The 24,550-nt window shown below is 33.9% G+C and carries 20 protein-coding genes and 1 pseudogene; 1 reads left to right on the top strand and 20 read right to left on the bottom strand.

The window, feature by feature from the left end:
* Positions 1 to 86: 86 nt before the first annotated feature.
* From AC1RP1_RS00960 to AC1RP1_RS00915, 10 genes and pseudogenes are all read right to left on the bottom strand, one after another.
* Positions 87 to 2,006 carry a fructose-1,6-bisphosphatase gene (locus tag AC1RP1_RS00960; protein WP_481760987.1) on the bottom strand — a complete coding sequence of 640 codons (1,920 nt, stop codon included), beginning with the start codon at positions 2,004 to 2,006 and terminating at the stop codon, positions 87 to 89.
* A 172-nt stretch (positions 2,007 to 2,178) separates the two neighbouring features.
* On the bottom strand, positions 2,179 to 4,161 hold the full coding sequence (nagE, locus tag AC1RP1_RS00955; RefSeq protein WP_481760988.1) for an N-acetylglucosamine-specific PTS transporter subunit IIBC: 1,983 nt from the start codon (positions 4,159 to 4,161) through the stop codon (positions 2,179 to 2,181).
* A 343-nt stretch (positions 4,162 to 4,504) separates the two neighbouring features.
* Complete coding sequence (locus AC1RP1_RS00950) at positions 4,505 to 5,878, bottom strand: FAD-dependent oxidoreductase (protein WP_481760989.1); 1,374 nt, start codon at positions 5,876 to 5,878, stop codon at positions 4,505 to 4,507.
* Complete coding sequence (locus AC1RP1_RS00945; protein WP_481761150.1) at positions 5,878 to 6,897, bottom strand: hypothetical protein; 1,020 nt, start codon at positions 6,895 to 6,897, stop codon at positions 5,878 to 5,880. Before AC1RP1_RS00945 ends, AC1RP1_RS00950 begins: the two co-directional genes overlap by 1 nt.
* 18 nt (positions 6,898 to 6,915) lie before the next feature.
* A pseudogene (locus tag AC1RP1_RS00940) lies at positions 6,916 to 7,257 on the bottom strand (helix-turn-helix domain-containing protein); the annotation flags it as partial.
* A gap of 709 nt (positions 7,258 to 7,966) precedes the next feature.
* Entirely contained in the window at positions 7,967 to 8,836 is an 870-nt protein-coding gene (locus AC1RP1_RS00935; protein ID WP_481762168.1) for a methylenetetrahydrofolate reductase, read from the bottom strand.
* 456 nt (positions 8,837 to 9,292) lie between these two features.
* A complete protein-coding gene (locus AC1RP1_RS00930) occupies positions 9,293 to 9,778 on the bottom strand; it encodes a methylated-DNA--[protein]-cysteine S-methyltransferase (protein ID WP_481760991.1) in 486 nt (161 codons plus the stop codon).
* A gap of 11 nt (positions 9,779 to 9,789) precedes the next feature.
* Entirely contained in the window at positions 9,790 to 10,638 is an 849-nt protein-coding gene (locus AC1RP1_RS00925; RefSeq protein ID WP_481760992.1) for a YitT family protein, read from the bottom strand.
* Between the two features lie 127 nt (positions 10,639 to 10,765).
* The gene (locus AC1RP1_RS00920) at positions 10,766 to 11,953 is read right to left on the bottom strand and encodes an iron-containing alcohol dehydrogenase (protein WP_481760993.1); all 1,188 of its coding nucleotides are present in this window, start codon (positions 11,951 to 11,953) and stop codon (positions 10,766 to 10,768) included.
* Positions 11,954 to 12,107: 154 nt separating this feature from the next.
* Positions 12,108 to 12,575, bottom strand: a complete 468-nt coding sequence (locus tag AC1RP1_RS00915; protein ID WP_481760994.1) for a DUF2798 domain-containing protein — start codon at positions 12,573 to 12,575, stop codon at positions 12,108 to 12,110.
* 174 nt (positions 12,576 to 12,749) lie between these two features.
* On the opposite strand from AC1RP1_RS00915, the gene AC1RP1_RS00910 reads away from it, so the two are divergent.
* Positions 12,750 to 13,118 (top strand): DUF1304 domain-containing protein, encoded by a 369-nt coding sequence (locus AC1RP1_RS00910; protein WP_409021750.1) that lies wholly within the window; start codon positions 12,750 to 12,752, stop codon positions 13,116 to 13,118.
* 48 nt (positions 13,119 to 13,166) lie between these two features.
* On the opposite strand, the gene dhaM is transcribed toward AC1RP1_RS00910, so the two are convergent.
* From dhaM to AC1RP1_RS00860, 10 genes are all read right to left on the bottom strand, one after another.
* Complete coding sequence (gene dhaM / locus AC1RP1_RS00905) at positions 13,167 to 13,535, bottom strand: dihydroxyacetone kinase phosphoryl donor subunit DhaM (protein ID WP_481760995.1); 369 nt, start codon at positions 13,533 to 13,535, stop codon at positions 13,167 to 13,169.
* The gene (gene dhaL / locus AC1RP1_RS00900) at positions 13,532 to 14,116 is read right to left on the bottom strand and encodes a dihydroxyacetone kinase subunit DhaL (protein ID WP_481760996.1); all 585 of its coding nucleotides are present in this window, start codon (positions 14,114 to 14,116) and stop codon (positions 13,532 to 13,534) included. Before dhaL ends, dhaM begins: the two co-directional genes overlap by 4 nt.
* A gap of 14 nt (positions 14,117 to 14,130) precedes the next feature.
* The gene (dhaK, locus tag AC1RP1_RS00895) at positions 14,131 to 15,126 is read right to left on the bottom strand and encodes a dihydroxyacetone kinase subunit DhaK (protein ID WP_481760997.1); all 996 of its coding nucleotides are present in this window, start codon (positions 15,124 to 15,126) and stop codon (positions 14,131 to 14,133) included.
* A gap of 180 nt (positions 15,127 to 15,306) precedes the next feature.
* Positions 15,307 to 16,170: a class II fructose-1,6-bisphosphate aldolase gene (gene fba, locus AC1RP1_RS00890; RefSeq protein WP_481760998.1), complete on the bottom strand. Its 864-nt coding sequence runs from the start codon at positions 16,168 to 16,170 to the stop codon at positions 15,307 to 15,309.
* A gap of 162 nt (positions 16,171 to 16,332) precedes the next feature.
* On the bottom strand, positions 16,333 to 18,066 hold the full coding sequence (gene ade, locus AC1RP1_RS00885) for an adenine deaminase (RefSeq protein ID WP_481761144.1): 1,734 nt from the start codon (positions 18,064 to 18,066) through the stop codon (positions 16,333 to 16,335).
* A gap of 9 nt (positions 18,067 to 18,075) precedes the next feature.
* The gene (locus AC1RP1_RS00880; protein WP_481760999.1) at positions 18,076 to 19,863 is read right to left on the bottom strand and encodes an adenine deaminase C-terminal domain-containing protein; all 1,788 of its coding nucleotides are present in this window, start codon (positions 19,861 to 19,863) and stop codon (positions 18,076 to 18,078) included.
* Positions 19,864 to 19,891: 28 nt separating this feature from the next.
* Entirely contained in the window at positions 19,892 to 21,226 is a 1,335-nt protein-coding gene (locus AC1RP1_RS00875) for an NCS2 family permease (protein WP_481761000.1), read from the bottom strand.
* Positions 21,227 to 21,436: 210 nt separating this feature from the next.
* Positions 21,437 to 22,537, bottom strand: coding sequence for a lactate oxidase (locus AC1RP1_RS00870; RefSeq protein ID WP_481761001.1), 1,101 nt, complete (start codon positions 22,535 to 22,537; stop codon positions 21,437 to 21,439).
* 300 nt (positions 22,538 to 22,837) lie between these two features.
* On the bottom strand, positions 22,838 to 23,776 hold the full coding sequence (locus AC1RP1_RS00865) for a dihydroorotate oxidase (protein WP_481761002.1): 939 nt from the start codon (positions 23,774 to 23,776) through the stop codon (positions 22,838 to 22,840).
* 103 nt (positions 23,777 to 23,879) lie between these two features.
* Entirely contained in the window at positions 23,880 to 24,407 is a 528-nt protein-coding gene (locus AC1RP1_RS00860; RefSeq protein ID WP_409021765.1) for a GNAT family N-acetyltransferase, read from the bottom strand.
* Positions 24,408 to 24,550 lie beyond the last annotated feature (143 nt).

The raw sequence follows: 24,550 nt of genomic DNA, 5'->3' as shown, positions 1-24,550 counted from the left end.
CACACTAATATTTGCTGGCTTACTTTTCTCCTTTTACACAGAAAATCATAACCTAAATAAAAAATCTTACTTTTCAGTAAGATTTTTTATTTACTCTGTAAATATTTTTTTAATTCTACAACACGACTAGCAAGTTCTTTTCCCATATCAGTTTCAGCAATTGTTTGTCTTTTAACTTCACTATCAATAATTCGTTTCACTGAAATAATATCTGTCCCATTTTCAATTGAATCCCACTTAGACGTAAAGGGTTGGTGAGCAACTAATTGTAAGCCATATGAATTAGAGAGCAGCGTATATCCACCAATTCCAGTAGTTGATTGGTAAGCTTTTGAGAAACCACCATCAATCACAATCATCTTTTTATTGGCCATAACCGGCTTGTGCCCACGCTTAACTGGTGTATGCCCATTAATTATTTTACCGTTATCTGGATTAAGCCCGAATTCTTCTAATATATGACGACAAAATGCTTCATCATGTCGTAATTTGTAATACGCATTTGGTATCTCAACTTGAACTTCTTCATCATTAATAAAGTAACGTTCAAAAGTTTTCATCGCATGTTTCCCAAATAAAGGCGATTTGGGTCCTTGCCATAAATACCAAAGTAAATCAGTTTCAAGGTCAGTAGATTTTTTAGGTTTAGCATAGCTTTTACGTAAATTATCTTCAAAAAAAGCTAATAATTCTGGTCCTGCATATGCTTTCCCTTTTAGCTCAAAGCCCTCCAATTTACCTTCTTGTGTAACTGGAATACAGCCGTGAACTAACAAGTTCCCATTATATCGTTTAAACATACTACCACGTGCCATCATAAAATCTAGATGTTCTCGTAATTTAGTCGCATGGATAAATGATTCTACTAATTTATCCATTATTTCTGACTCATCATCTGTTAATTTATACGGATCTGCCCAATCAACTGTTTGAAAACAAGTATCTTGTAGTGAATAATGTTTCCCATCGATTTCTATTTTTGACCCTTTGTTCCAAATCTTTTCTAAAATCGCACGATTTGCCATATCAAAATCAGGACGTCTTTTAATAATCTGTCCTTCTAATTTAAATTGAATAATAGCGATTGCCTGGTGTATTTTGGTCATTAAAAGTCGTTCGTCTTCTTTGATTTTTTCTTGTGCTGAATTAACTTTCGGTGAAAATGCTGGATTATCTTGATACGTTTTATCGGCAAATGTTGCTAAATGGCGTAAATTAATCCCATATGCATCTTCAACAATAGCTAAATTATTATATCTAGCACAAATTCGCAATAAATTAGCGATACATAAAGGCGAGCCAGCAGCACCACCTAACCATAAAATATCATGATTTCCCCATTGAATGTCAACTGAATGATAATCAAGAAGTGTCTTCATAATTTTATCTGGCGCAGGACCACGATCAAAAATATCCCCAATTACGTGTAAATGGTCAACGATTAACCTTTGAATCGTATACGCTGTAGCCGTTAAAAATGCTTCTGCTTGATTTAATTTAATTAAATTTTCTATTATACGATTATAATAATCTTTTTGATCAAGTTCATTGGAATTACTATATAATAATTCCTCTGTTATATACATAAAATCAGGTGATAGTGCCTTTCGTACCTTCGAACGGGAATATTTTGTTGCTGTCTTTTGTAACAACTCTATCATTCTGGCAATGGTATCTAAATACCACTGCTCCAATTCAGGTTGTGAAGTGAATTGTTGTTTTTTAGCAATTAGTTTTTCTTCTGGATAATAAATTAAGATTGCAAAGTCCTGTATACTCTCTTCAGTCAAACGGCCTTCAAAAATTTCTTGAATTTTTTGTTTAACATTTCCTGAACCATTTCTTAAAACATGTTGAAATGCGTTATATTCACCGTGAACATCACTAACAAAATGCTCCGTTCCTTTGGGTAGATTAAGAATGGCCTCTAAATTAATAATTTCAGTGACAATACTTTGTTTAGTCGGAAATCTTTTTTCCAATAACGTTAAATAATAGGGATTCATTTAAATGGCCTCCTTCATTTTATGATGCGCTTACAGTCACTATACCATGCCGGTTTGCCAATACCAATTACAACTTATTAAATGAGTCATATTATTATATATAAGCTTTTTTATAAACCAGCTACCTATACCAAAAAAGCAGACCAAAAGTTTTGGCCTGCTTCATTTATTCTTATTTAGTTTGAACAATTGCCGAAACTTCATTGGCTTTAACTGTCTCATTCAAATGATCAAACGTTATATTAGACACTTTATCCATATTCGTTAAAACGACCATCATCGTTGTTTCCTTACCAGCAGCTTTAATTGCGTTTAAATCAACTCGCGCAACTAAGTCACCTGGTTTAAGAGTTTCGCCTTCAGAAATAGTCACTTCAAAAGGTTTACCTTCTAATTGAACGGTATCAATTCCCATGTGTAATAGGACTTCTAATCCCGTTTCAGTCGTGATACTAATTGCATGTTTCGTTGGAAAGATACTTGCTACTTTACCAGCAACCGGTGTATAAATTTCGCCATTAGCTGGTTCGACTGCATAACCATCACCCAACATTTTTTCAGCAAAGGTAGCATCTTTAACATCCGAAATAGACATTAATTCGCCCTCTGCAACCGTATAAAACGTTTCACTACCAATAACCGTTGAATCATTATGATTAGCTGTAGCGCTTGATTTATCCGTCTCAGCCTGTAACTTTTCATTACTTAATGAAATAGAATCAGCCTTTGACTCATATAACTTACCAAGCTCGTCAGCAACAAATTGAACTTCAGTTCCAATAACGACTTGAATATTTGTTTTATCGATAACTTTAAACCCAGCAGCACCTGATGCTTTAAGTGCATCTTCATTAATATGGCTTGTATCTTTAACTTGTAGACGAAGACGGGTTGTACAATTATCAACGACTGTTAAATTATCTTTACCACCAATAGCAGCGTAAACAATTTGAGCTTGTCGTGCATATTTGTCATCCCCTAATTCAGGCGATAGTTGAATATCTTCAGTAATTGGTTCGCGACCTGGTGTCATTAAGTTAAATTTCTTAATGGCAAAATTGAATAGTGTGTAATAAATAATTGCCATCACAACACCTTGTACCAACAGCATTAGTGGCATATTAGCCATTGGTACACGTATACTCAAGACGTAATCAACTAAGCCCGCACTAAATGTAAATCCAGCTGTCCAGTGCATAAATGCGGCAAAAGCTAAAGATAACCCGGTTAATGCCGCATGAATGACGTATAAAGGCCATGCAACGAACATAAATGAAAATTCTAAAGGTTCACTCACGCCTGTGAAAAATGATGCAAATGCACCAGCTAGCATCAATGAGCCAACTTCTTTTTTACGTTCAGGTAAAGCATTTCGATAAATGGCATACGCACCAGCTGGTAGCCCAAACATCATGATTGGGAAAAATCCTGCCATGTACATACCTGTAGTTCCTTTAATTCCTGTATTACTCCAAAAGTTCCCGATATCATTAATTTTAGCAACGTCGAACCAAAATACTGAATTCAACGCTTGATGTAATCCGGTTGGAATTAAAAGCCGGTTGAAGAATCCGTATAAACCAGCTCCAACCCATCCAAGTCCAACCATAAACTTACCAAATGCAACTAACCAAGCATAAACAACTGGCCATGCAAATAATAAAGCTAAGGTAACAAAAATCATTACCAATGCTGACATAATGGGTACTAATCGTTTCCCACTAAAGAATGAAATAGCCATTGGTAACTTCACACTATGGAAACGATTATACATTGCTGCCGCAATTAATCCGGCAATAATCCCAATAAACACATTACTACTGATAGAACTAAATGCAGGATCAACATCTGTTACTTTTACTCCTAATAAAGCCGCAACCGAAGTCGGTTCCAACATTTTAACTGGAATTTCAAATGCAACAACACCAGCTAACGCAGCTGCGCCATCCTTGTTAGTCGACATTCCTAAAGCTAAACCAGCAGCAAATAATAATGCTAGATTACCTAGAATTGCGTTTCCGCCGGCCTGCATAAATGCCGCCGCAAACCAATCTTGTGGCAACCAAGTTCCAATTCCAACCAGTAATGCTGCTGCCGGTAGTACTGCGATAGGCAACATTAACGAACGTCCCATTCTCTGTAAATAACTTTTCATTTTTTATCCCCTTTTTTTCTTATAAAAACTATCATACAGGTTAGACCAAAAAAATTCAAATCAAATACAAATCAAGTGAAAAACGTGTATACAAGGCTTTAGAAAATAAATTAAACATCTATACCAATTTTATTTTTTAGACAAAAAAAAAGTTGCTTAATTATATTAAGCAACCAACTTTTTAGAAAACAAGCGTCCCCACACTAAATTTTCTCTTCGATATTCTGTGTCCTAATCAATAAACTCTTTGAATCATTTATTTACAAGACTTATTATGCCATGTAATTCCCCATAAAAAATATTAATATTTGAGGGTTAACTCGCAAATTTTGACATTTACAGCTTATTTACTGATATGACGGTCTTTTGTCCTTCTCGTAAGGGCAACTTCATTTAAAGTATTTAACGCTTTATTGTATTCAGGATTAAAATAAAAATCCATTGATGATAATTTAGCCATCGTCATTTGCATATTAATAGCTACTGACATGATATTAATCATATCTAAAATATCATGTTTCGAATAAATTTGTGCACCAACAATGACTTCAGTATCTTTCCTGTACACAACTTTTATAAGTATTTTGGAACCATTTTTAACGTAATCATATTGAATCTTATTTTCAATTGTATTGGATAGAACATCCAATCCGATATATGGTGCGTTTTCTTCAGTGACACCTGTCGTTGCTAAATAATGACCGAATAAGTTCATCCCCGCTGTTCCTTGCGTCGTTTCAACTTTAACAGGACTAAATAGACCCGTACAGTTATACGCCGCCACAATTGCACCTTTAATAGCGTTATTAACAAGAGGTTGATACTCTCGACGTTGGCTGACAGTTTGTTTAAATCCGGCATTATCACCTGCTGCATAGATGTCTTTATCACTTGTCTGCATGTAATCATTGATTTTAATGGTATTATTTTGATTAAGTTCAACAGCGTCTCTCAAAAAATCATTGTTAGGTTTTAATCCAACCGAAAAAACGACTAAATCACAGGCGATTTCTTGGTCAGTTGTCGAAACGCTAACTATTTTGTTATTCTCATCCACATTAATAGCATGAACATCATTTTTTAATACAATCTTTATCCCTTTTTCTCTTAAATCATCAATTATCCGATTACCAATTTCTTGATCTACGTACCGTGTCAAAACACCTCCCATAGCTTCAACTACTGTAACATCAACTTTTTCGCCTTTACGTCCCTCATAAATTGAGCTAGCTAATGCAAGCCCCACTAATCCTGCACCAACAATTAAAATACGCCTATTAGTTGGGCACAACTGTTCCATAGCCTTTTTTGATTCTTCTAAATTTTTATAAAAAACAACATTTTCATTATCTATCCCTTTAATATGTGGTTTAACAACCTTAGACCCATTAGCTAAAATTAATTTGTCATAGTTGCTGTAACTGTATTGTTTATCTGCATTAACAAAGTATAAACGTTTATCCTCCGTACTAACGTGCAACACTTCAGTACCAAGCATCAATTTAATACCTTCAGACTCTAACGCAGCAGGTGTCGCATAACTCGCTTCTTCTAAGTTATCAATAACCCCATCAAATAACAAATTAATTCCAGATGAGATATAGCTAACGCTATCTTTCATTTCCATAATAATTACTTCGGCATTTGGATCTGATTTTGAAATTGTTCTAGCGGCAGCTATCCCTGCGTGCGTTCCGCCGATAATGACATACTTCATTATTTTTCCTCCAAGCTTTGCGTGTTAATTTTTCTAACCTTATCAATTTCTAAAATTTCATTTACGACATCAGTAATAACTTGATCTGAACTAACACCAATTTCTGACATCACATATAATGGTGAATTAAATTGATCTTGGTTAACACCCATCCTATTTGTCACAATTAAATCATATTCTTTACCTTCTTGATAAATTTCTACTTGAGCGTTTAAAACGCTGCTTAAAACACGTTCCATAATGATTACGGTTAGTTTTTCCATAATTGGATCACGATTAATTAATAAGCCAATTTTTAAAACGTCATCAAACTCGAAGTTTAAAATATTCAAGATATATAAATACTGATTTTGTAGATAATATAAATCATCTGGCGAATTTAAGCCATCGAACTGTGTAACAGATTGATACGCCGTCAATAATTTTTGAATGATCTGCGAAAAGTCTTCTCGTTCTAATGATTTACGATTAAATTCCATAATTGTTCGATTATAACTAAAACTTTCACCTTTAAATATGGCTAATTTGCTGTATGAATTAAATAAATTATAAGAAATTTTTGAATCCCGTTTGAAGTAAGTATATTTCTCAATATCACTCCAAAAAAGACTAATTGCACTATTGATGGGTGTTTTTTTATCAATATCGTCATCTTTAATTTGAACATATAATTCAGAATCGTTTTTAATTAAATCAAATCCAATTAAAAAGTAATAGAACCCAACAGCATCTTCTTCAGAAAAGGAAAGTGAATATTTTTTTAAAAATCTAAAAAGACTTAATTTAACTTTACTGTATGCGAGATTATTTTTGATTAATTCACGAGAAATAGGCGTTAATGTCTGAACATGTTGCTCTTTATATGAATTAATTCGAATATAAATTTTAAGCCATAGAAAAACTCTAAGTTTCTCGTCGTCTTTCCATCCTAAGTCATATTGTTCATCTAAAACATTAACGTAATCGTTAATCGTCTCATTTCTAGATAAGAGTTCTTCGCGATCAGTGAATGGAACCACCCTAATGAAAAAAAGGTAATAAAAATAATTCAGTTGAATTTTAGTCCCAACTAATCGTCGATTTTTAATTTTTAGATCAAATCCTGCTAACGTTTCATTTAATTCTTTAATTCACCTTGTTATTGACGACCCACTGATATGTAATTCGTTCTCAAGATCAATTAAATTCAATGTTTCATTCGCATACAAATACATTATTATTTTGTATTTATACGATTCTCTTAAAAAATCAGTACTAATATTCGATAAATTTGTCGTACCATCTACTTCAAATTCAACGTTATTAGCGCTCACTTCAAAATGAACATGACCTGAAGCGGTAGCTTCCTCAAGCGTTATTTCAATATTTTTTAGGTACATTCGTAAAGAATTACCAGATATTTGGAGTAATTCCATTAATTTTTTCTTACTTAAATAACCACCATGTGTTTGTAATAGTTCTAGTATTTGGTTAAAAGTTCTTTCCTGCCCATCTAAAAAATCTTCCATATACATAAAAAAATCCCCAGCTTCACTTGACCACTTACCCAATACGATTAAAAAGGCCAATTTAATTTAATTCTATTAATATGTTACCGCGAAAAGTGATAAATTGGTATTAATAATTTTATTTTTAATTTTATTTAATTTACCCCTTGCATTTTCGGTATATACTTGTTATATTAAATGAGTAACCTAATCAATAAAACTTATTCAGTACCTCCCCCAAGGACTGAATACCAAAATCAATCCCCCAATTGATTTTGACTGTTTTACCCTTTTCGACACTGTAACTTATGTTACGATGTCGTTTTTTTTTGCCTAAAAATAAGTATTTACTCTTTCAAAACCTAACTTTATCAATGCTTATACGCTAAATATACCTAACTTCTTTATTCTCTTTTATTTAACATAATTTCGTCACACTTTCTTCATAATTACTTGTTATTATATAAACATACCTTAATTAAATAACTTTTAACTTTAATTTGTTCTCCCAAACAAATTAAAATGATAATTAATTTCTTCCCGAATATTAATTATCCCTACTCCTTTTAATCCATTACCTCTCCCAGGTAGTGGATTTTTTTTATTGGCCTTGCATAATTTCAATGATTGCTTGATAGTCTGAACCTGGCGTCACTATATGAACACCATTAAAAAGGTTTGATAACGATTCAATTAAATTTTGCGAAGCTGCAATACCGACCTTACGTTCATCATTTTGCAACGCCGCTTGTTTCAATTCTGCCATAAACTTATTTGGTAGTTCAATACCCTGAACGTTATCTTGAATAAATTGAGCACGCTCAAATGAAAGTATCGGCATTACACTGATAAAAATAGGTATAGCCACTTCATTAATGGTGATCCAATCTTTTAATCGCTGAACATTTGTCATATCAAATACCGGTTGCGTGATAATATAATCTACTCCTGAATGAATTTTTCGATTAATATCTTCAAATTCAAAATCTAAATTTATCGCATTAATATTAAATGCCCCACCAACTTTAAATTGTGATTTACTATTTAATTCACGATTAGATGGCGATATTCCTTGATTCATTTTTTTAATTGTTGTAATTAATTGTTGCGATGTTAAATCATAGACATTTGTGGCACCTTGTATTTTTGTAGGATTCCCTTTAATAATCATTAAATTATTTAAACCAACAGCACTTAATCCCATTAATTTAGATTCTAATCCGACTAAGTTGTAATCCCGTGTTGTTAAATGTAGGATTACTGGAATCTGTTTTTCACTAAGTTTATATCCCAATAATATATTTGAAACGCGGGGCATCCCTAAAGGATTATCCGTAATTGATAATGCGTCAATATCTAATTTCATTAGTGCGCTAGCACCTTTAAAAAAATTATCCAGATTAAGCGTGCTTGGCGTATTCCACTCAACTAAAACCGTTTTGGTCATTTTCACTTTCTCTATAAAATTCAAAATACCTTCCTCCAAATCAAATTTCATATCACCTTACAATGTTAATTGTAAACTAACAAAACTGTCACATGCCTATGTTTTAATAAATAAAGCCGTATACTATAAATATACACACAAGATACTTTGTGTGTAACTTAATTCTACTATAAAAAAATACGATTATATTTTAGTTTAATTTTTCATCTAGATCTAACCTACTCCCCCCAGAGTCTCGAATAGATTAGTATTTTCTCACCACTACTTTTAAAAGTAGTGGTGTTTTTTTTACATTTATAGTTTTTCTTTTTAACGTCATATTTTCTTCACATTTACTTGTTAGAATAACTTCATACCTTAATTAATAACTTTTAATTTTAATTTATTTCCCCGAATAAATTAAATAAGATGATCAACTTTCCCCGAAGTTAATCACCCTTACCCTTTTCCGACATTGCCTCCCCTTGTAATGTCGGTTTTTTATTTGCGTTCTATTTCTAGTAGTTGCTTTTTCATATTAATCCCACCGCGATAACCCCCTAAGCTGCCATCTTTTCTTAAAATACGATGACAAGGTATTACAATTAATATAGGATTACGACCAACTGCACTAGCAACAGCGCGAATTGCTTTAGGATAATCAACTTCTAAAGCTAACTCAGAATACGTTCTCGTTTCACCGTATGGAATAAGTTGAAGTTGTCCCCAAATTTCTTTTTGCAGCATCGTCCCACTCAAATTAAAATCAACGGGGATCGTAAATTTTTGAATTTCATGGTCAAAATAGGCTTGTAGTTCTTCAATTATACTTTTAAAAATCTTGTCATTCTCTTCGAATTTAGTTCTTGGATAAAATATTTCAATTTCACTTCTTAACCCATTAGGCGACCCAACAAAACTCAATCCTTTATCAGTCATCCCTAGCCAAAAATAATCCGTGCCATTAAACCAATTCATTAAGTACATGTCAAAATCTCCTATTCAATCCCAGACAAATTTGCGCCATGAACTTCTGCGATATTATATACGATGATAAATGCATTTGGATCAATCGTATGCACCTTATTTAACATTTGTTGATAATTTTGATTTTCAACAATAATCATCAACATTTCTTTGCTTTCACCTGAATAACCACCTTTAGCATCAAAGATTGTTAGACCTCTATCTATAGTTGTATTAATATCTTCTTTTAATTTTTTTAATCCCTCTTCTGTACTCATCACATATAAAACTTTTTTACGGTCCAATCCCGTTTCAATATAATTCATAATTAAATACGTGATTATTAAAGAAAAAATCGCTAAAATAAATGCTTCAGAACCCGAGACAAATATATTGAAAAAACACACAATACCATCAATTATTAATAGACTGGTTGCAGGTTTAATATTGAAATATTTTTTGATTATTAGTGGTGGAACCGTTGTTCCACCACTGGATGCATCAATTCGATAGAGAATTGATATTCCCACCGCAAAAACTGCGCCACCGACAATAACAGCTAATAATCTATCCTCGACAATATTTATTTGAGGCGTAATCGCTAAAAATAACGGTAATACAAAACTACCAATCATAATTTTTTTAGTCGTTGAACGCTCTAACATAAAATAAGCCAAGATCAATAGCGCCATGTTAATGCTCAATAATACAATCGAAACGTTCCAATTAAAAGCTGTTTCTAAAAGGATTGCAATACCAGTTGCACCACCAACCGCAACTTCTTGTGGTGCGTAGAAAAAATTAATACTTATTGCAATCATTTCTAACCCAATTAACATTAATAAAAATTGAATAACTTGTGGTTTCATCCTATTTATCATAAAGGCCCTCTTTCTGTTCTAAATTTGTAACCCCTTACTATTTAGCATACCGAATTTTATATCATAAAACAAATTTTCGATTTATGGCACAAAAAAAGCATCTCTAAACAGAGATGCTTTTACTACTTTATTCGAAACTTTCAGTTGTCATTGAAGCTTTGTATAAATCAATAACATCATTTACTGACATATCAACATAAACAGCACTATCTAATTTTCCAACTCTAACAGCTGATTCAGCCATTACTTTAAAGTTTGTTTCTTCATTGATGTCAACACCGGGTAACGTTGTTGGTACACCTAACGATTTAACCCAGTCATAAACTGATTGAATAGCTTTATCAGCAACGACTTGGTCATCATCATCTTGAATATGCCAAACATTGCGACCAAATTTAGCAAACTTAGAAACCGTATCCGCAGATAAAACGAATTTCATCCAACGAGGTGTTATAATACCTAGCCCAACACCATGAGTAATATCGTAGTACGCTGATAACTCATGTTCAATAGAATGGGATGTCCAGCCATCTTGATAACCTAATCGCATAATACCATTTAATGCCATTGTTGATGACCACATTAAATTAGCACGAGCATCATAGTTATCAGGTTCCGCAACTGCAATTGGTGCCCATTTAATAACTGTTCGCATGATACCTTCAATCATACCGTCAGAAACATCATTATTTTTTTCTTTATCAAAGTATTGCTCTGTCAAATGAGAGAAAATATCAATTGAACCAGCAGCAGTCTGCCATTTTGAAACACTCATTGTTAATGCTGGATCCAAGAATGAAACAGCTGGTGTTTTGGGACCAAAACTACCTATTTTTTCATTTGTTTCTGGATTTGAGATAACTGATCCAGCATTCATTTCAGTACCAGTAGCTGCTAACGTTAAAATATCGACAAAAGGTAATTGATCAATTTTGAAACGTTTTGAGGGGTCTAATGATAAATCCCAAGGATCTCCTTCATAAAATGCTGCTGAAGCAATCATTTTTGAAGCATCAACAACAGAACCACCACCGACAGCTAAAATAACATCAATTTTATTTTCTTTAGCTAACTTTTGACCTTCACGAACTGAACCCACTTTAGGGTTTGGTTCGATTCCTGCTAATTCAACAACATTTAAATCACTCAAAATTTTCTTTACTTTGTCATATAAACCTGAACGTTTAATTGATCCACCACCATATGTTAATAATACATTGGGACCAAATTGTGCAACCGCATCATGTAATTCTGTTTCGATACGATCTGAACCAAATCGAATATCAGTTGTATTTTTAAATTGAAAATCTTTCATAAATATAATCTCCTTTGTATTTTGAAGTTATAGTCAAAGTTATTTCAAATGAACAACTACATTATAACCCCTTTAGGCGATGTCATTCCAATACAAGCCTTTACTAAAAGAAGATTCACCATTTTACTGGTGAATCTTCTATAAATATAAACGATTATTGTGTGACTCTTTTAGCTTCATCTTTTGCATGAATCATGCTTAAAATTTTTCTTGAAATTGGTCCAACAATAATTAGTTGTAACGGTACCGCAACAATAATATTGTGTCCAACAGTAGAAAGATAAGCAGACCAGAAATGAGCAGGCATACCACCTTCAATAAGTAACCCATAAAGTGACATAAAAGCGACCATTCCACAAATCATCATTCCTGAGATTGCGAGAATCATTTGCCACATTTTATCATGATTAAGAGGTAACTTATCAGCAATTGCCATCGCAATTTTACCGACAACTAAAACATCTAAGATAAAAGCAACAATAAAACCAGGAATGAATCCAAGTAATAACGTCACAAGACCTAGTTTTCCGACTAATAATAAATTGTATGCACTCATAACGAAAACCATCATCGAGCACATTAATGTTGTAAAAATAATTCCTTCTTTTGCATTTGTTGGCATATATCATTCTCCTTAATAACTTTAATAAAATATAATGTTACACAAAATAACTCACTGTCATAAGTCTTTTTTTTGAATATTAAAGCATTCTCATTGTAAGCGATTAAATCGATTGATTGTGCTACCAATTACATTACGTTATACTATATCCATAACGATTAAGGGGAGATTTCTATGTTAATTGCACTTATATTATCTTGGATTGTTGCACTTGAACACTTATTTATTATGATTCTTGAACTATTTTTCTCAACTAGTTCAATCGCTCAAAAAGCCTTTGAATTAAGACCAGAATTTTTAAATCAGAAAGAATCAAAAGTATTAATGGCTAATCAAGGGCTATACAATGGTTTTATTAGTATCGGTCTAATGATTGTACTTTTCATTCTAACTGGTGCTGCGCTTAAATCAATGTTGTTGCTTTTTACAGGATTTGTTTTTATTGCTGCTGTTTTTGGTAGTTTAACATCTGCAAAAAAAATAATTTTAGTACAAGGATTACCTGCATTACTGGCCTTTATCGCAATTACTTTAGCTTTATAGACTAACTAAAATAACGTTAATCATTAAGATTAACGTTATTTTTTTACGCTATTTAATTTTTAACGCTTCAAGTTGAACCTCAATATCAGCTAATTTAACATCAGCCTCTAAAAGAGATGCAGCAGTATAAGCACTTTCGATTAAAGCTGTATCGTACAGATGAACTTTTTTATCTGTGAATTCCATGACCATATTTAAATTCATCTTAGCACTTCCTAAATCATAAAAAGCTAACAACTCATCGGCACTATTTTCGTCAAAAGCTGCTTGGATTTTATCAAATGATGTACCAACTCCGTTATCATCAGTCCCACCAGCTGTTGTGATTGAGACACTTGCTGCAACTTGATCTAATAGTCGCTTGATACCTTCTGCAATTTCAGGAACATGCGATACAATTACAACCCCATATGTCATACTAGCACCCCCGTTTCCAGTAATGCCTCAAATAAATAGCCACTCGACATAGCTCCTGGATCAACATGACCGACAGAACGTTCTCCGAGATATGATGCACGTCCCTTTGTTGCAACAAGCTCTTTGGTTGCTTCAACATCTGCTTGTATTTTTTCAACTGTTATTTGCTTCATTTTAATATCCCCTAAAACTGGATTCCAAACATCAATCATGGTTTTAGCTCCAACATCTGAATCACCGCGTCTTTTAATACCATCTAGTCCCGCAGCTATTAATTTAGCTGGATCATTTGTTTCTTTACTTAATTTAGACATTTCAATAAAAGCCGTTCCATAAAGTGGCCCAGAAGCACCACCAACAGATTTAATAAAGGCCATTGCGACACTTTTAAATAAGTCTGATAAGGATTCAAATTTTTGATTTTTTAATAAATCTTGAATTGTTTCGGCACCACGAGCCATATTATTTCCGTGGTCTCCATCACCAATTGGTGTATCTAGCTCACTCAAATAAGCTTTATTTTCACTTATTTTCTCTGAAAAAATCTGGAACCATTCTGTTGTATTTTCAATTGTTAGCATTTTATTATCTCCTCTTACCAAGCGATTGTATCTACCGTATAATTTAAATAAGAAAGCCATTTATCATCTTCAATTTTAAATAATGTCAAAGAAATTCCAGCCATATCTAATGATGTCATATAATTACCGACCTTTGTAAATGCGACATCGACTTTTTTATTATTTAATTGATCAAGCGTATCGTTCATAAAAATATATTGTTCCATTAACGGTGTTGCTCCTAATCCGTTAACTAAAACGGCATATTTATCATCAGATTTCATATCAAATGCAACTTTTAGTTTACTTAGTAACTCTTCAACCAATTCCTTAGAAGGTTTTAATTTTTCACGACGATATCCGGGTTCACCATGAATTCCTACGCCATATTCAACTTCATCATCTGCAAGTTCAAATCCTGGTTTACCAACTTCTGGGACGGTCGCACCACTCAATGCAATCGCAATTGTTTTAATATTTGGCATCACTTTTTTAGCAAGTTCATCTATTTCATCTAATGTAGCTCCTTGATCTGCAGCAGCACCCAATATTTTATGCATGAACACTGTTCCCGCAACACCACGTTTTCCTTGTGTATATAGACTATCTTCAACTGCAATATCATCATCTACAACAATTGATTTCACTTTAATTTCATCTATTTCAGCAAATTCTTTGGCCATATCAAAATTCATGACATCGCCGGAGTAATTTTTCACAATACAGAAAACACCTTTACCGTGATTAGCAGCTTTGATTGCTTCATAAATTTGGTCTGGCGTGGGTGAAGTAAAAACTTGTCCAGCAACTGCACCTGACAACATACCGGGACCTACAAAACCAGCATGGGCAGGTTCATGTCCACTTCCACCACCACTAATGAGTCCAACTTTATCTTCCATCGATGCCACATCACTTCTAACCATAGCTTCCGTACTATCAATTTTACGTAGGTATTGTGGATAAGCCTTAACTAACCCATTAACCATTTCACTTACAATATTTTTTGGATCATTAATTATTTTTTTCATAGTATCCCCTTTTCTGTCTGTTTTAGGTACTTCTCCATTATATTGCAAACGTTTACAAATAACCAATTAAACTAGCTTTTATTAATAATTCCATGACCATTCAATTCTCAAGACACAAAAAAAGAGTTTCCAAAATCATAACGATTTTGAAAACTCTTTTTGAAAGAACTAAATAATAAATTATTTAGCTGCGCTTGTACCGAACCATTCAATACGATCTTCAACAAGATCAGTGATTGCTTTTGTACCTGGTGCAAATAATTTACGAGGGTCATAACCTTTACCTTGTTGGTCTTTACCTTCTTCAATATATTTACGAGTAGCAGCAGCGAATACTAATTGACATTCAGTATTAACGTTGATTTTTGAAACACCCATTTTAATAGCTTTTTGGATTTGGTCTTTAGGAATACCTGAACCACCATGTAATACAAGTGGTTGTTCGATTACAGCAGCTAATTCAGCTAAGCGATCGAAGTTTAAACCAGTCCAGTTAGCTGGGTATTGGCCATGAATATTACCAATTCCACAAGCTAAGTAGTCGATTCCTGTTGCAGCAAGTTCTTTAGCTTCGTTAACGTCAGCTAATTCACCAGCTCCGACAATTCCATCTTCTTCTCCACCAATTGAACCAACTTCTGCTTCAACTGAGATACCTTTAGCATGTGCTAAAGCAACGATTTCTTTTGTTTTTTCTAAGTTTTCTGCAAATGGTAAATCATGACCATCAAACATAACTGAGTTGTAACCAACTTCGATACATTCTTTAGCAGCTTCAAAATCACCATGATCTAAATGCATAACAACGGGAACAGTGATACCCATTGATTTAATAGTGTCTTGAACAAGGTGTAAAGCTAATTCATATCCACCCATATATTTTGCAGCACCCATTGATGTTTGGATTAAAACTGGAACACCTTTTTCTTGGGCTGCAGCAAGAATACCGCGAGTCCATTCTAAGTTGTTTGTGTTAAAAGCACCAACAGCGTAATGACCTTCACGAGCAGCGTTAAACATACTTGTACCATTTACTAATGACATTTGAAGTCCTCCTAGATAAATTACAATACGTCTGTATTGCATTTTTTAATACAGGTACATTTTAGCACATTTAATCATCAGATAAAACTTTCATTTTTTAAATAAAACTAATTATCAATAATTTTAATATAAAGGCAACCGTTCATCATTGATTTAACAGACTTACACACTAACATCTTCAAATTTAAATTCATTGATATTAATTAAACCCATATCAGTTATTTTCAATTCCGGTATCACCGCTAACGACATAAAGCTTAATGTCATCACAGGATCCACCGTATCATTAATGCCGAGCTCTCTATAAGCAACTTTATTAAATAGTTCAAGCTGTTCTGATATCCATTCTCCAGATTGGTCACTCATCAATCCGCCAATTGGCAATGGAATTGATATTAAAACTTTGTTATCTTTTGTCAGGACCATCCCACCTTGAATATCTTTCAAAGTCTCAATTGCCAACGCCATATCTTGATCATTAGTTCCTGTTGTAATTAAATTATGTGAATCATGTGCAATAGAAATAGCAATTGCCCCATGTTTAATACCGTAATCTTTCAAGACACCCGTGAAAATATTTCCCGTTTCATGGTGCCGTTCAATAACTGAAATTTTAGAAACTGGAATACTTGAATCGTAGATAAAATTACCTAGTTCATCACGACTAACATTAATTTCTCTATCTATTGTAATTGCTTCGTTAGGAATTACTTCAATTGCATGAACTCTATTACTTGTTAGAGGCAGAACTAATTTTTCTTGACTAAAGTTAGCTAAATGGACTGACGATTGGACACTATCAATTGTATAGCTTTTAGTTTCTAGTAAATATTTTCCCTCTTCAGCAACTTTTTCACCAGCAATATAGACACTTGAAATTAGCATATCCGTTAAATCACTAATAATTGTTAAGTCTGCTCTAAGTCCAGGTGCAATAGCACCTCTATCTTTAAGCTCACAACACTCAGCGGTATTAAGTGTCGCCATTTGAATGGCAACTAAAGGATCTATACCTTCTTCGATACAAATTTTCAAACTATTATCTAAATGACCCTTTTCAATAATTGTTTTCGCTTGGACATCATCTCCACATAGAATGGCCCTTCTAGAATTAGTGGTTGTGACACCTTTTAATAGTGTTCTTAAATTATGCGTGACAGATCCTTCACGTAGGAAGACGTACATACCACGGCTTAATCGATTTTGCATTTCTTCAAGGGTTGAGCATTCATGATCATTTTGAATTCCTGCGGCAATATAGGCATTTAAATCTTTGTCATAAACTTGAGGACTATGCCCATCAATTCGTTTATTTAAATTTTTTGCGACCAGTAATTTATCTAAAATATCACTCTCAGCATTAATCACACCAGGGAAATCCATAAATTCAGCTAAGCCACTTGTCTCATTATTCGTGAGTGGTTTAATCATGTCTTTGGCCGAAATAACCGCTCCAGAATTTTCCATTTTTGTTGCTGGAACGCATGAAGGCAGCATGTATTGGATATTAAGGGCTGTTTCTTTAGCTGCATTAATCATATAGTCGAGTCCAACTAGGCCCGCTACATTCACAATTTCATGTGGATCTGCCATGACCGTTGTTGTCCCATGCGGCGTTATTAAACGGCCAAACTCTTCTGGTCCAACGTAGGCAGATTCTATATGAATATGTGGATCAATAAATCCTGGTGAAATATATTGACCATGAACATCAACCGTCTTATCCCCATCATATTGGCCACCGATTCCAGCAATAAGGCCATCAACAATTGCGACATCCCCAGTCATTACCTGTGCATTATAAACATCAATAATTTTGCCATTAGTTAAGACTAAATCAGCAGGAATTCGGCCAGCAGCAACATCAATTAACTTCTTTAAATTTTCTTTTTCCATCATAACTCCTTATCCTTTAAGAGATGATATCTTAATAATTGGATCAACTATTTCTAAAGCGACACAATCTACCATGCCTAAATCAGTAATTGCCAAATCTGGAATTGCCGTAATTGGTAAAAATGACATATAAAATATTGGATCAGGTAAATCACTACCCATTAAATTTGACCCTTTTCTTAGCGCAATTTCGCCAGTTTCAATTTCACTTGGTAATAAGTCGCTCATGATACCACCCACAGGTAATGCTAAAAATGAAATAATTTTTCCATCAATAACAACAATTTGACCACCGCCTGCTTTAATTAATTCATTTGTAGCAATCGACATATCATTTGCATTGACACCCATAACGACAATATTATTATCATCAGGTGCAGAAGATGATGCCATTGCCCCTTTTTTCAAGCCCCATCCAGATGTAAATCCAAGTGCCTGATTTCCATTTTTACCAAATCGTTCTAATACAGAAACTAAAGCGACATCTTTTTCTGGACTAGGTTGTACGATATTATTTTCTATCGTTAATTCAACATCTTTTCTTTTTCGAACAAAAGCACCCTGACTATTAATTGTTTGGACAGTTGCCATTCCTACTTTTTCATTAACTTTATATTCAAAATCTTTTTCAGAGGTTAACTCATGCTTCAACTGGCCTTTAAATAAATTACTTCTGATTGGTGCAATCAACATTTCACTTATTTTTTTATTTTTGGCAACAACTTTGCCCCGACTAATAACCATTTCTACATTAAATGAACTTGGCTGATCAACAATCAATATGTCAGCAAGTCTTCCTGGCGATACAGACCCAACTTGATCATCAATTCGATAAGCTTCAGCACTATTTATTGTTGCCATTTGAATTGCTGTAATTGGTTCTACACCTGCTTGAATAGCTAATTTAACAAGGTTATCAAGATGTCCTTTTTGTAAAATATCAGATGCAGTTACATCATCTGTACAGAAACTAACATGTCGTGCAATTGCTGGATTAACTTCAGTAACTGCTCGAATATTTTCTGCCAAGAAATGTGTAACGGATGATTCCCTGATTAAAATATTCATCCCATTCCGTGCTTTTTCAACAAGCTCCTCATGACTATAACTTTCATGATCTAAGCGAACACCACTTGCTAAATACTCATTCAATTTCAATCCGGTTGCCATTGGTGCACAACCGAAAATGGGTTGGTGATTATTTTGTGCGTGAACCAACGTTTTTAACGTATCTTCATCTTGTGTTTCAACAGCTTCTCTAACCGTTTCCCAGATACCGTAACATTCTGTCCATTTTTGAATTGTTTCTTGAACATCTGAATCGATGTTAAAAGCAATTGTTGATTTTGGAATTGTATATGGTGTCTTATATGGTGCACCCCAAAATAAATTAAGCGGTAATTTTTCTACCTCTTTAAAAACTTCTTGAACACCTTCTAGTCCGGCAACTGATATTGTTTCATCTAAACCAGAAATAATACTCGTTGTTCCAAAAGGTACAACAGCATTAGCAAAACTTGTCATACTCATTTTGCTACATTCAACGTGAATATGTCCGTCAATTAATCCTGGCGTTATATACTTTCCAGTTGCATCTATATGTTCCGTATCATTGCCGATATAAGCTTCAATATTACCTATCGCAACAATTTTCTCTTTATAGATAGCTACATTTGCTTGATAAATCTCACTTGTCATAACATTAACTAACTTGCCATTTTCGATTACTAAATCTGCAGGAATTTTTGCTGCACCTGCAGAAATATAGTCTTTTAACTGTGCTAACGTCTGTGTCATTTAGTTATCCACCCATCAATTTTATATGTTATTGAAGAATATTTAATACGTAAAGTAAGAATAGGAATACAAAGAACAAGATATACATTACAGGCCCGATTTCTTTTCTACGACCTGCTGCCATCATTGTAATTGGGTATAATACGAAACCAAAGGCAATACCATACGAGATGTTGTAAGTTAAAGGCATTCCGACAACCATTAAAAATGCTGGTACTGCTACTTCAAATCGACCCCAATCAATACCCTTTAATGATTGTGCCATTAAAATACCAACAACGATTAAAACGGGCGCCGTCACTTGTGATGTCACAACTGTCAGAAGTGGTGAAAAGAATAAACTTAGAACGAACATAAACCCGACAACTAATGATGTCAGTCCAGTTCTTCCCCCAACTGCAATTCCAGCTGATGATTCAACATAAGCAGCAGTTGGTGTTGTTCCCAGAACAGATCCGGCTAACATTGAAGCAGAATCAGATAATAACGCGCGACCAACTCGTGGCATTTTATTATTTTTCATAAATCCTGCTTGAGTAGCTAACCCGATTAAAGTTCCCGCCGTATCGAAAAAGGCTACCATCAAGAATATTAAAACAACAGACCAAAGTTGAAGTGAGTTAATTTTATGTAAATTTTCAACCCCTACTCCAAATGTTGGTGCCAAACTTGGAACAGAAGAAATAATATGTGTTGGTAATTTGATAAGTCCCATAACTAACCCTAAAATAGTTGTCGCAACCATTCCAATAAAGATTGAGCCAGGAATTTTTTTAGCCATTAAGATAACAATCACAACGAGTCCAAAAATTGTCAGCCATGTAGTTGGCACCGTTAGTGAACCAATCGCGACCAATGTTGATTGGTTTCCAATGATAAGTCCACCTTCTTGTAATCCAACAAAAGCGATAAACAACCCAATACCTGCGGCCATTGCTAATTTTAAGTCATGTGGAATTGCATCTATCACAATTTCACGAATTTTAAAGAACGTAATAAGCATAAAGATAATTGAGGCAACCACAACACCGGCCATTGCCGTTTGCCATGGAATACCCATTCCAATAACAACTGAATAAGTAAAGAATGCATTGTCACCTAATCCTGGAGCAATTGCGATAGGATAATTAGCTAAGAATGCCATCAAGAAACAACCGAACGCGGCAGATATTGCTGTTGCTGTAAACACAGCTCCTTTGTCCATACCCGCAGCGCCCAAAACTTGAGGATTAACGAATAATATATAAGCCATAGATACGAAAGTTGTTAATCCAGCCATTGATTCACGTTTAACCGTTGAACCTGACTCATTAATATGAAATAACCGATCAAAAATACCTGATTTTCCCTCTGTATTATTCATGCAATATAATCTCCCTATGTTGTGATTTTTTATATTATGTACAGTATATTACGCGAATTAAATAAAAAATCAATACAAAATACGCACTTTTGTAGATTTATTAACATTTAAAGTTCGTGTTTTGACTATTTTCAAAAATAAAAAAACTGTTAAAAAGGTTTTAACAACCAATCTAACAGTTTTTAAGTGCTAACTAACTTTTATATTTTTTTAATTTCCGTAAGGATTATCGATTAATTTAGTACGTTTAACTTCATCAATATTATGCGTTCCAGTTAATTGCATTGTTAATTCTAATTCATGTTGGAAGTAATTAAAGACATTTTGAACACCTTTATGACCACCAAGTGCCAAGCCATAAACAACTGGGCGACCGATTGCAACTAAGTCTGCACCACTTGCTAAGGCTTTATAAACATGAGCTCCACGTCTTACACCACTATCAAAGACAACAGGCACACGCTTATCAACAGTTTCTGCTACTTCTTGAAGTGCATCAAATGCAGCGATTCCGCCATCAATTTGACGACCACCATGATTTGAAACCCAGACGCCACCAGCACCTGAATTAATTGCAACACTTGCATCTTCTCCACCTTGGATTCCTTTAACAAAGACAGGTAAACCTGAATATTCTGCTAAGAATTCAACATCTTTTGGACTTAAGCGTTGCTTTGCTGAACCATAAACAGCATCCATTGTTTGACCAACACCACTTTGATAAGCTTGAACAATTGGCATTGCTAGTGGGAAAGTGAATCCATTACGTTTATCTGTTTCACGATTACCACCAACAGTTGCATCAGCAGTTAAAACAATTGCTTTAACCCCATTAGCTTTTGCTTCATCCATAATATTACGATTAATACCATCGTCTTTACTCATATAGAATTGGAACCATTGTGGTTGACCATTAGCTTGACTTGATATTTCTTTAAATGATTTCGTTGCAAATGAACTTGCTGTGTAGATTGAACCATAATCTGAAACACCCTTAGCGCTATCAATTTCACCTTTAACATGAGCTAATGCATGTGCAGCAACTGGTGCCATAATAATAGGCGATGTGATTTCATCTCCGAAAATAGTTGTTTTTGTATCGGGATGATCAATTTCTTGTAACACTCTAGGTCTAATTAGTTTATGATTAAATGCCTTTATATTTTCTTCTAAAGTATACAAATCTCCAGCTCCACTAGAGATATAACCAAATCCACCCTTTGGAATAATCTTTTCTGCATCTTTTTCTAAATCAAAAGCATTAATAACGGTAATATCTTTTTCTAAATCGCTTGTAATGTAATCTGTCATATTAAACTCCCCTTTTATGTTGCACCCAACTTATCTTGTCTAAATAATAGCACTGAATAAAGCATTGTGCAAGCGTTTGCACACATAACTACTAATATTTTTTTATCTATAAATATTAACTACTACTAACACTATTCTATTAATTAAAAATGAGATAATTCACCATTTAATTAGGTAAATTATCTCATTCCATTTAAAGCTAAATATCGTTACGTCTATAGTCCATTAGTCCATGACTAATTTCAGCTGTTTGCCCATATACCTTCGTATAAAGTTGGTATAATTTTCCCTATCTCATCCCTATAAATAATTCAATTTTCCTCTAAAATCTTCAATACTTTGGTACCCTTTTTCTGCCATAATTTCTTCTAGCTCAGTTGTTAGTCGTTCAAAAACAGCGGGTCCTTCAACCATCAACGCTGTTCCAACTTGCACCATACTTGCTCCACATAGAATATGTTCAAAAACATCTTTACCAGTTTGAATGCCACCAGTTCCGATTACTTGAATATTCTTATTTAATCGTTGATAGAACGCATGTACATTAGCTAAAGCAGTCGGCTTAACATATTCGCCGCCAATACCACCAAAACCTTGCTTGGGTTTAATAACGACCGTTTCTGTATCATCATTAATATATAGTCCATTCCCAATACTATTGATACTATTGACATAAGACAATGGATATTTATTTAAAATAGCAGCCATTTGATCAAAATGAATAATATCAAAGTACGGTGGTAATTTAACTCCTAACGGTTTGTGATAACTATTAAAAACAGCTTTTAATATCGCATCAACTGTTTCAAAGTCATAACCCGTTTGGGGCTTTCCTGGTACATTAGGACAAGATAAATTTAATTCAACAATTCCTGCAAAATCTGAATCTGTTACTTTTTGAAGTAACTCGAGATCTTCCGCTAGATTAAAACCCGTAATTGATAAAAAGTATGTTTTACCAGGATGGTTTATCTGATTTTGAGAGACAAAATCTAAATAGTAATCAACGCCATTATTTGGTAAGCCCATTGAATTAATACTACCGAATTCTGTTTCAAAATAACGAGGTTCTGGATTACCCTTACGTGGTTGAAGCGTGCCACTCTTCGTTACAAAAGTTGCCGCCTTAGAACTTTCGACGGCAAGTAATTCGTCGCTATCCATACAATAAACACCCGATGCATTCATCATACAATTATCAAAATTTGAACCCGCTAAAGTCGTTGCTGTTGAAATCAAAAAAATCCCTCCTTCATATTGATACTAGTATACCTTATCAAAATTCAAATTGTTACTTTTTTCACAAAAAAAGACAGCGATATCATTCGCTGTCTTAAACGTTTTATTTTAAAATAATTTGGTAAGCATATCGTGCTGAGTTAACGCCATCTTCCATATGAATGATACCTTTATAATCAAATCCATTTGAGGTAATGACATGTTGCATCCCTTTATTTTCAGGATGTGTATCAACGCGAACATCTTTGTAACCCAATGATCTCGCAATTGTTAATAAGCCTGAAATCATTTTTTCTGATAAACGTTGACCTCTAAATTTTGAAGAAACAGCAACTCGATGAATAGCCGAATAACGTGCTTGTGGGCCATTAATCCATTCGCCATCTTCAATGTTAAGATACATAGGATCTATTCCTAGCCAAAGTGCAGCAGTTCCTGCGATTTCATCTCCAACCATTAAGACATAAGTCAATTGATCTTTAATATCTTGTTCTAAATGGTTCGCCGCCGGGTAAGCACCTTGCCATTGGTCAATTCCCTGTTCTTTAAGGTAAGCTTTTGCTTCCTCAATAATTCCTGTAATTGCTGGTAAGTCTTCTGGCGTTGCCAGTCTTAAGTAAGATACAGTCACTGTTACACATCCTTTATTATGCTTAATCTATTCGTATAAATACGATTGAAAAATTATTATATCGCATAATTTATCAATATACAATAAAAATACCCTTTAAAATTTACTATAAAAAACCTCTATTATTGAATTAAAATTCAATA

It is taken from the genome of Dellaglioa sp. CoH-56-MRSF-13 (assembly GCF_056782095.1).
This window is presented reverse-complemented; position numbering and strand designations above follow the sequence as displayed.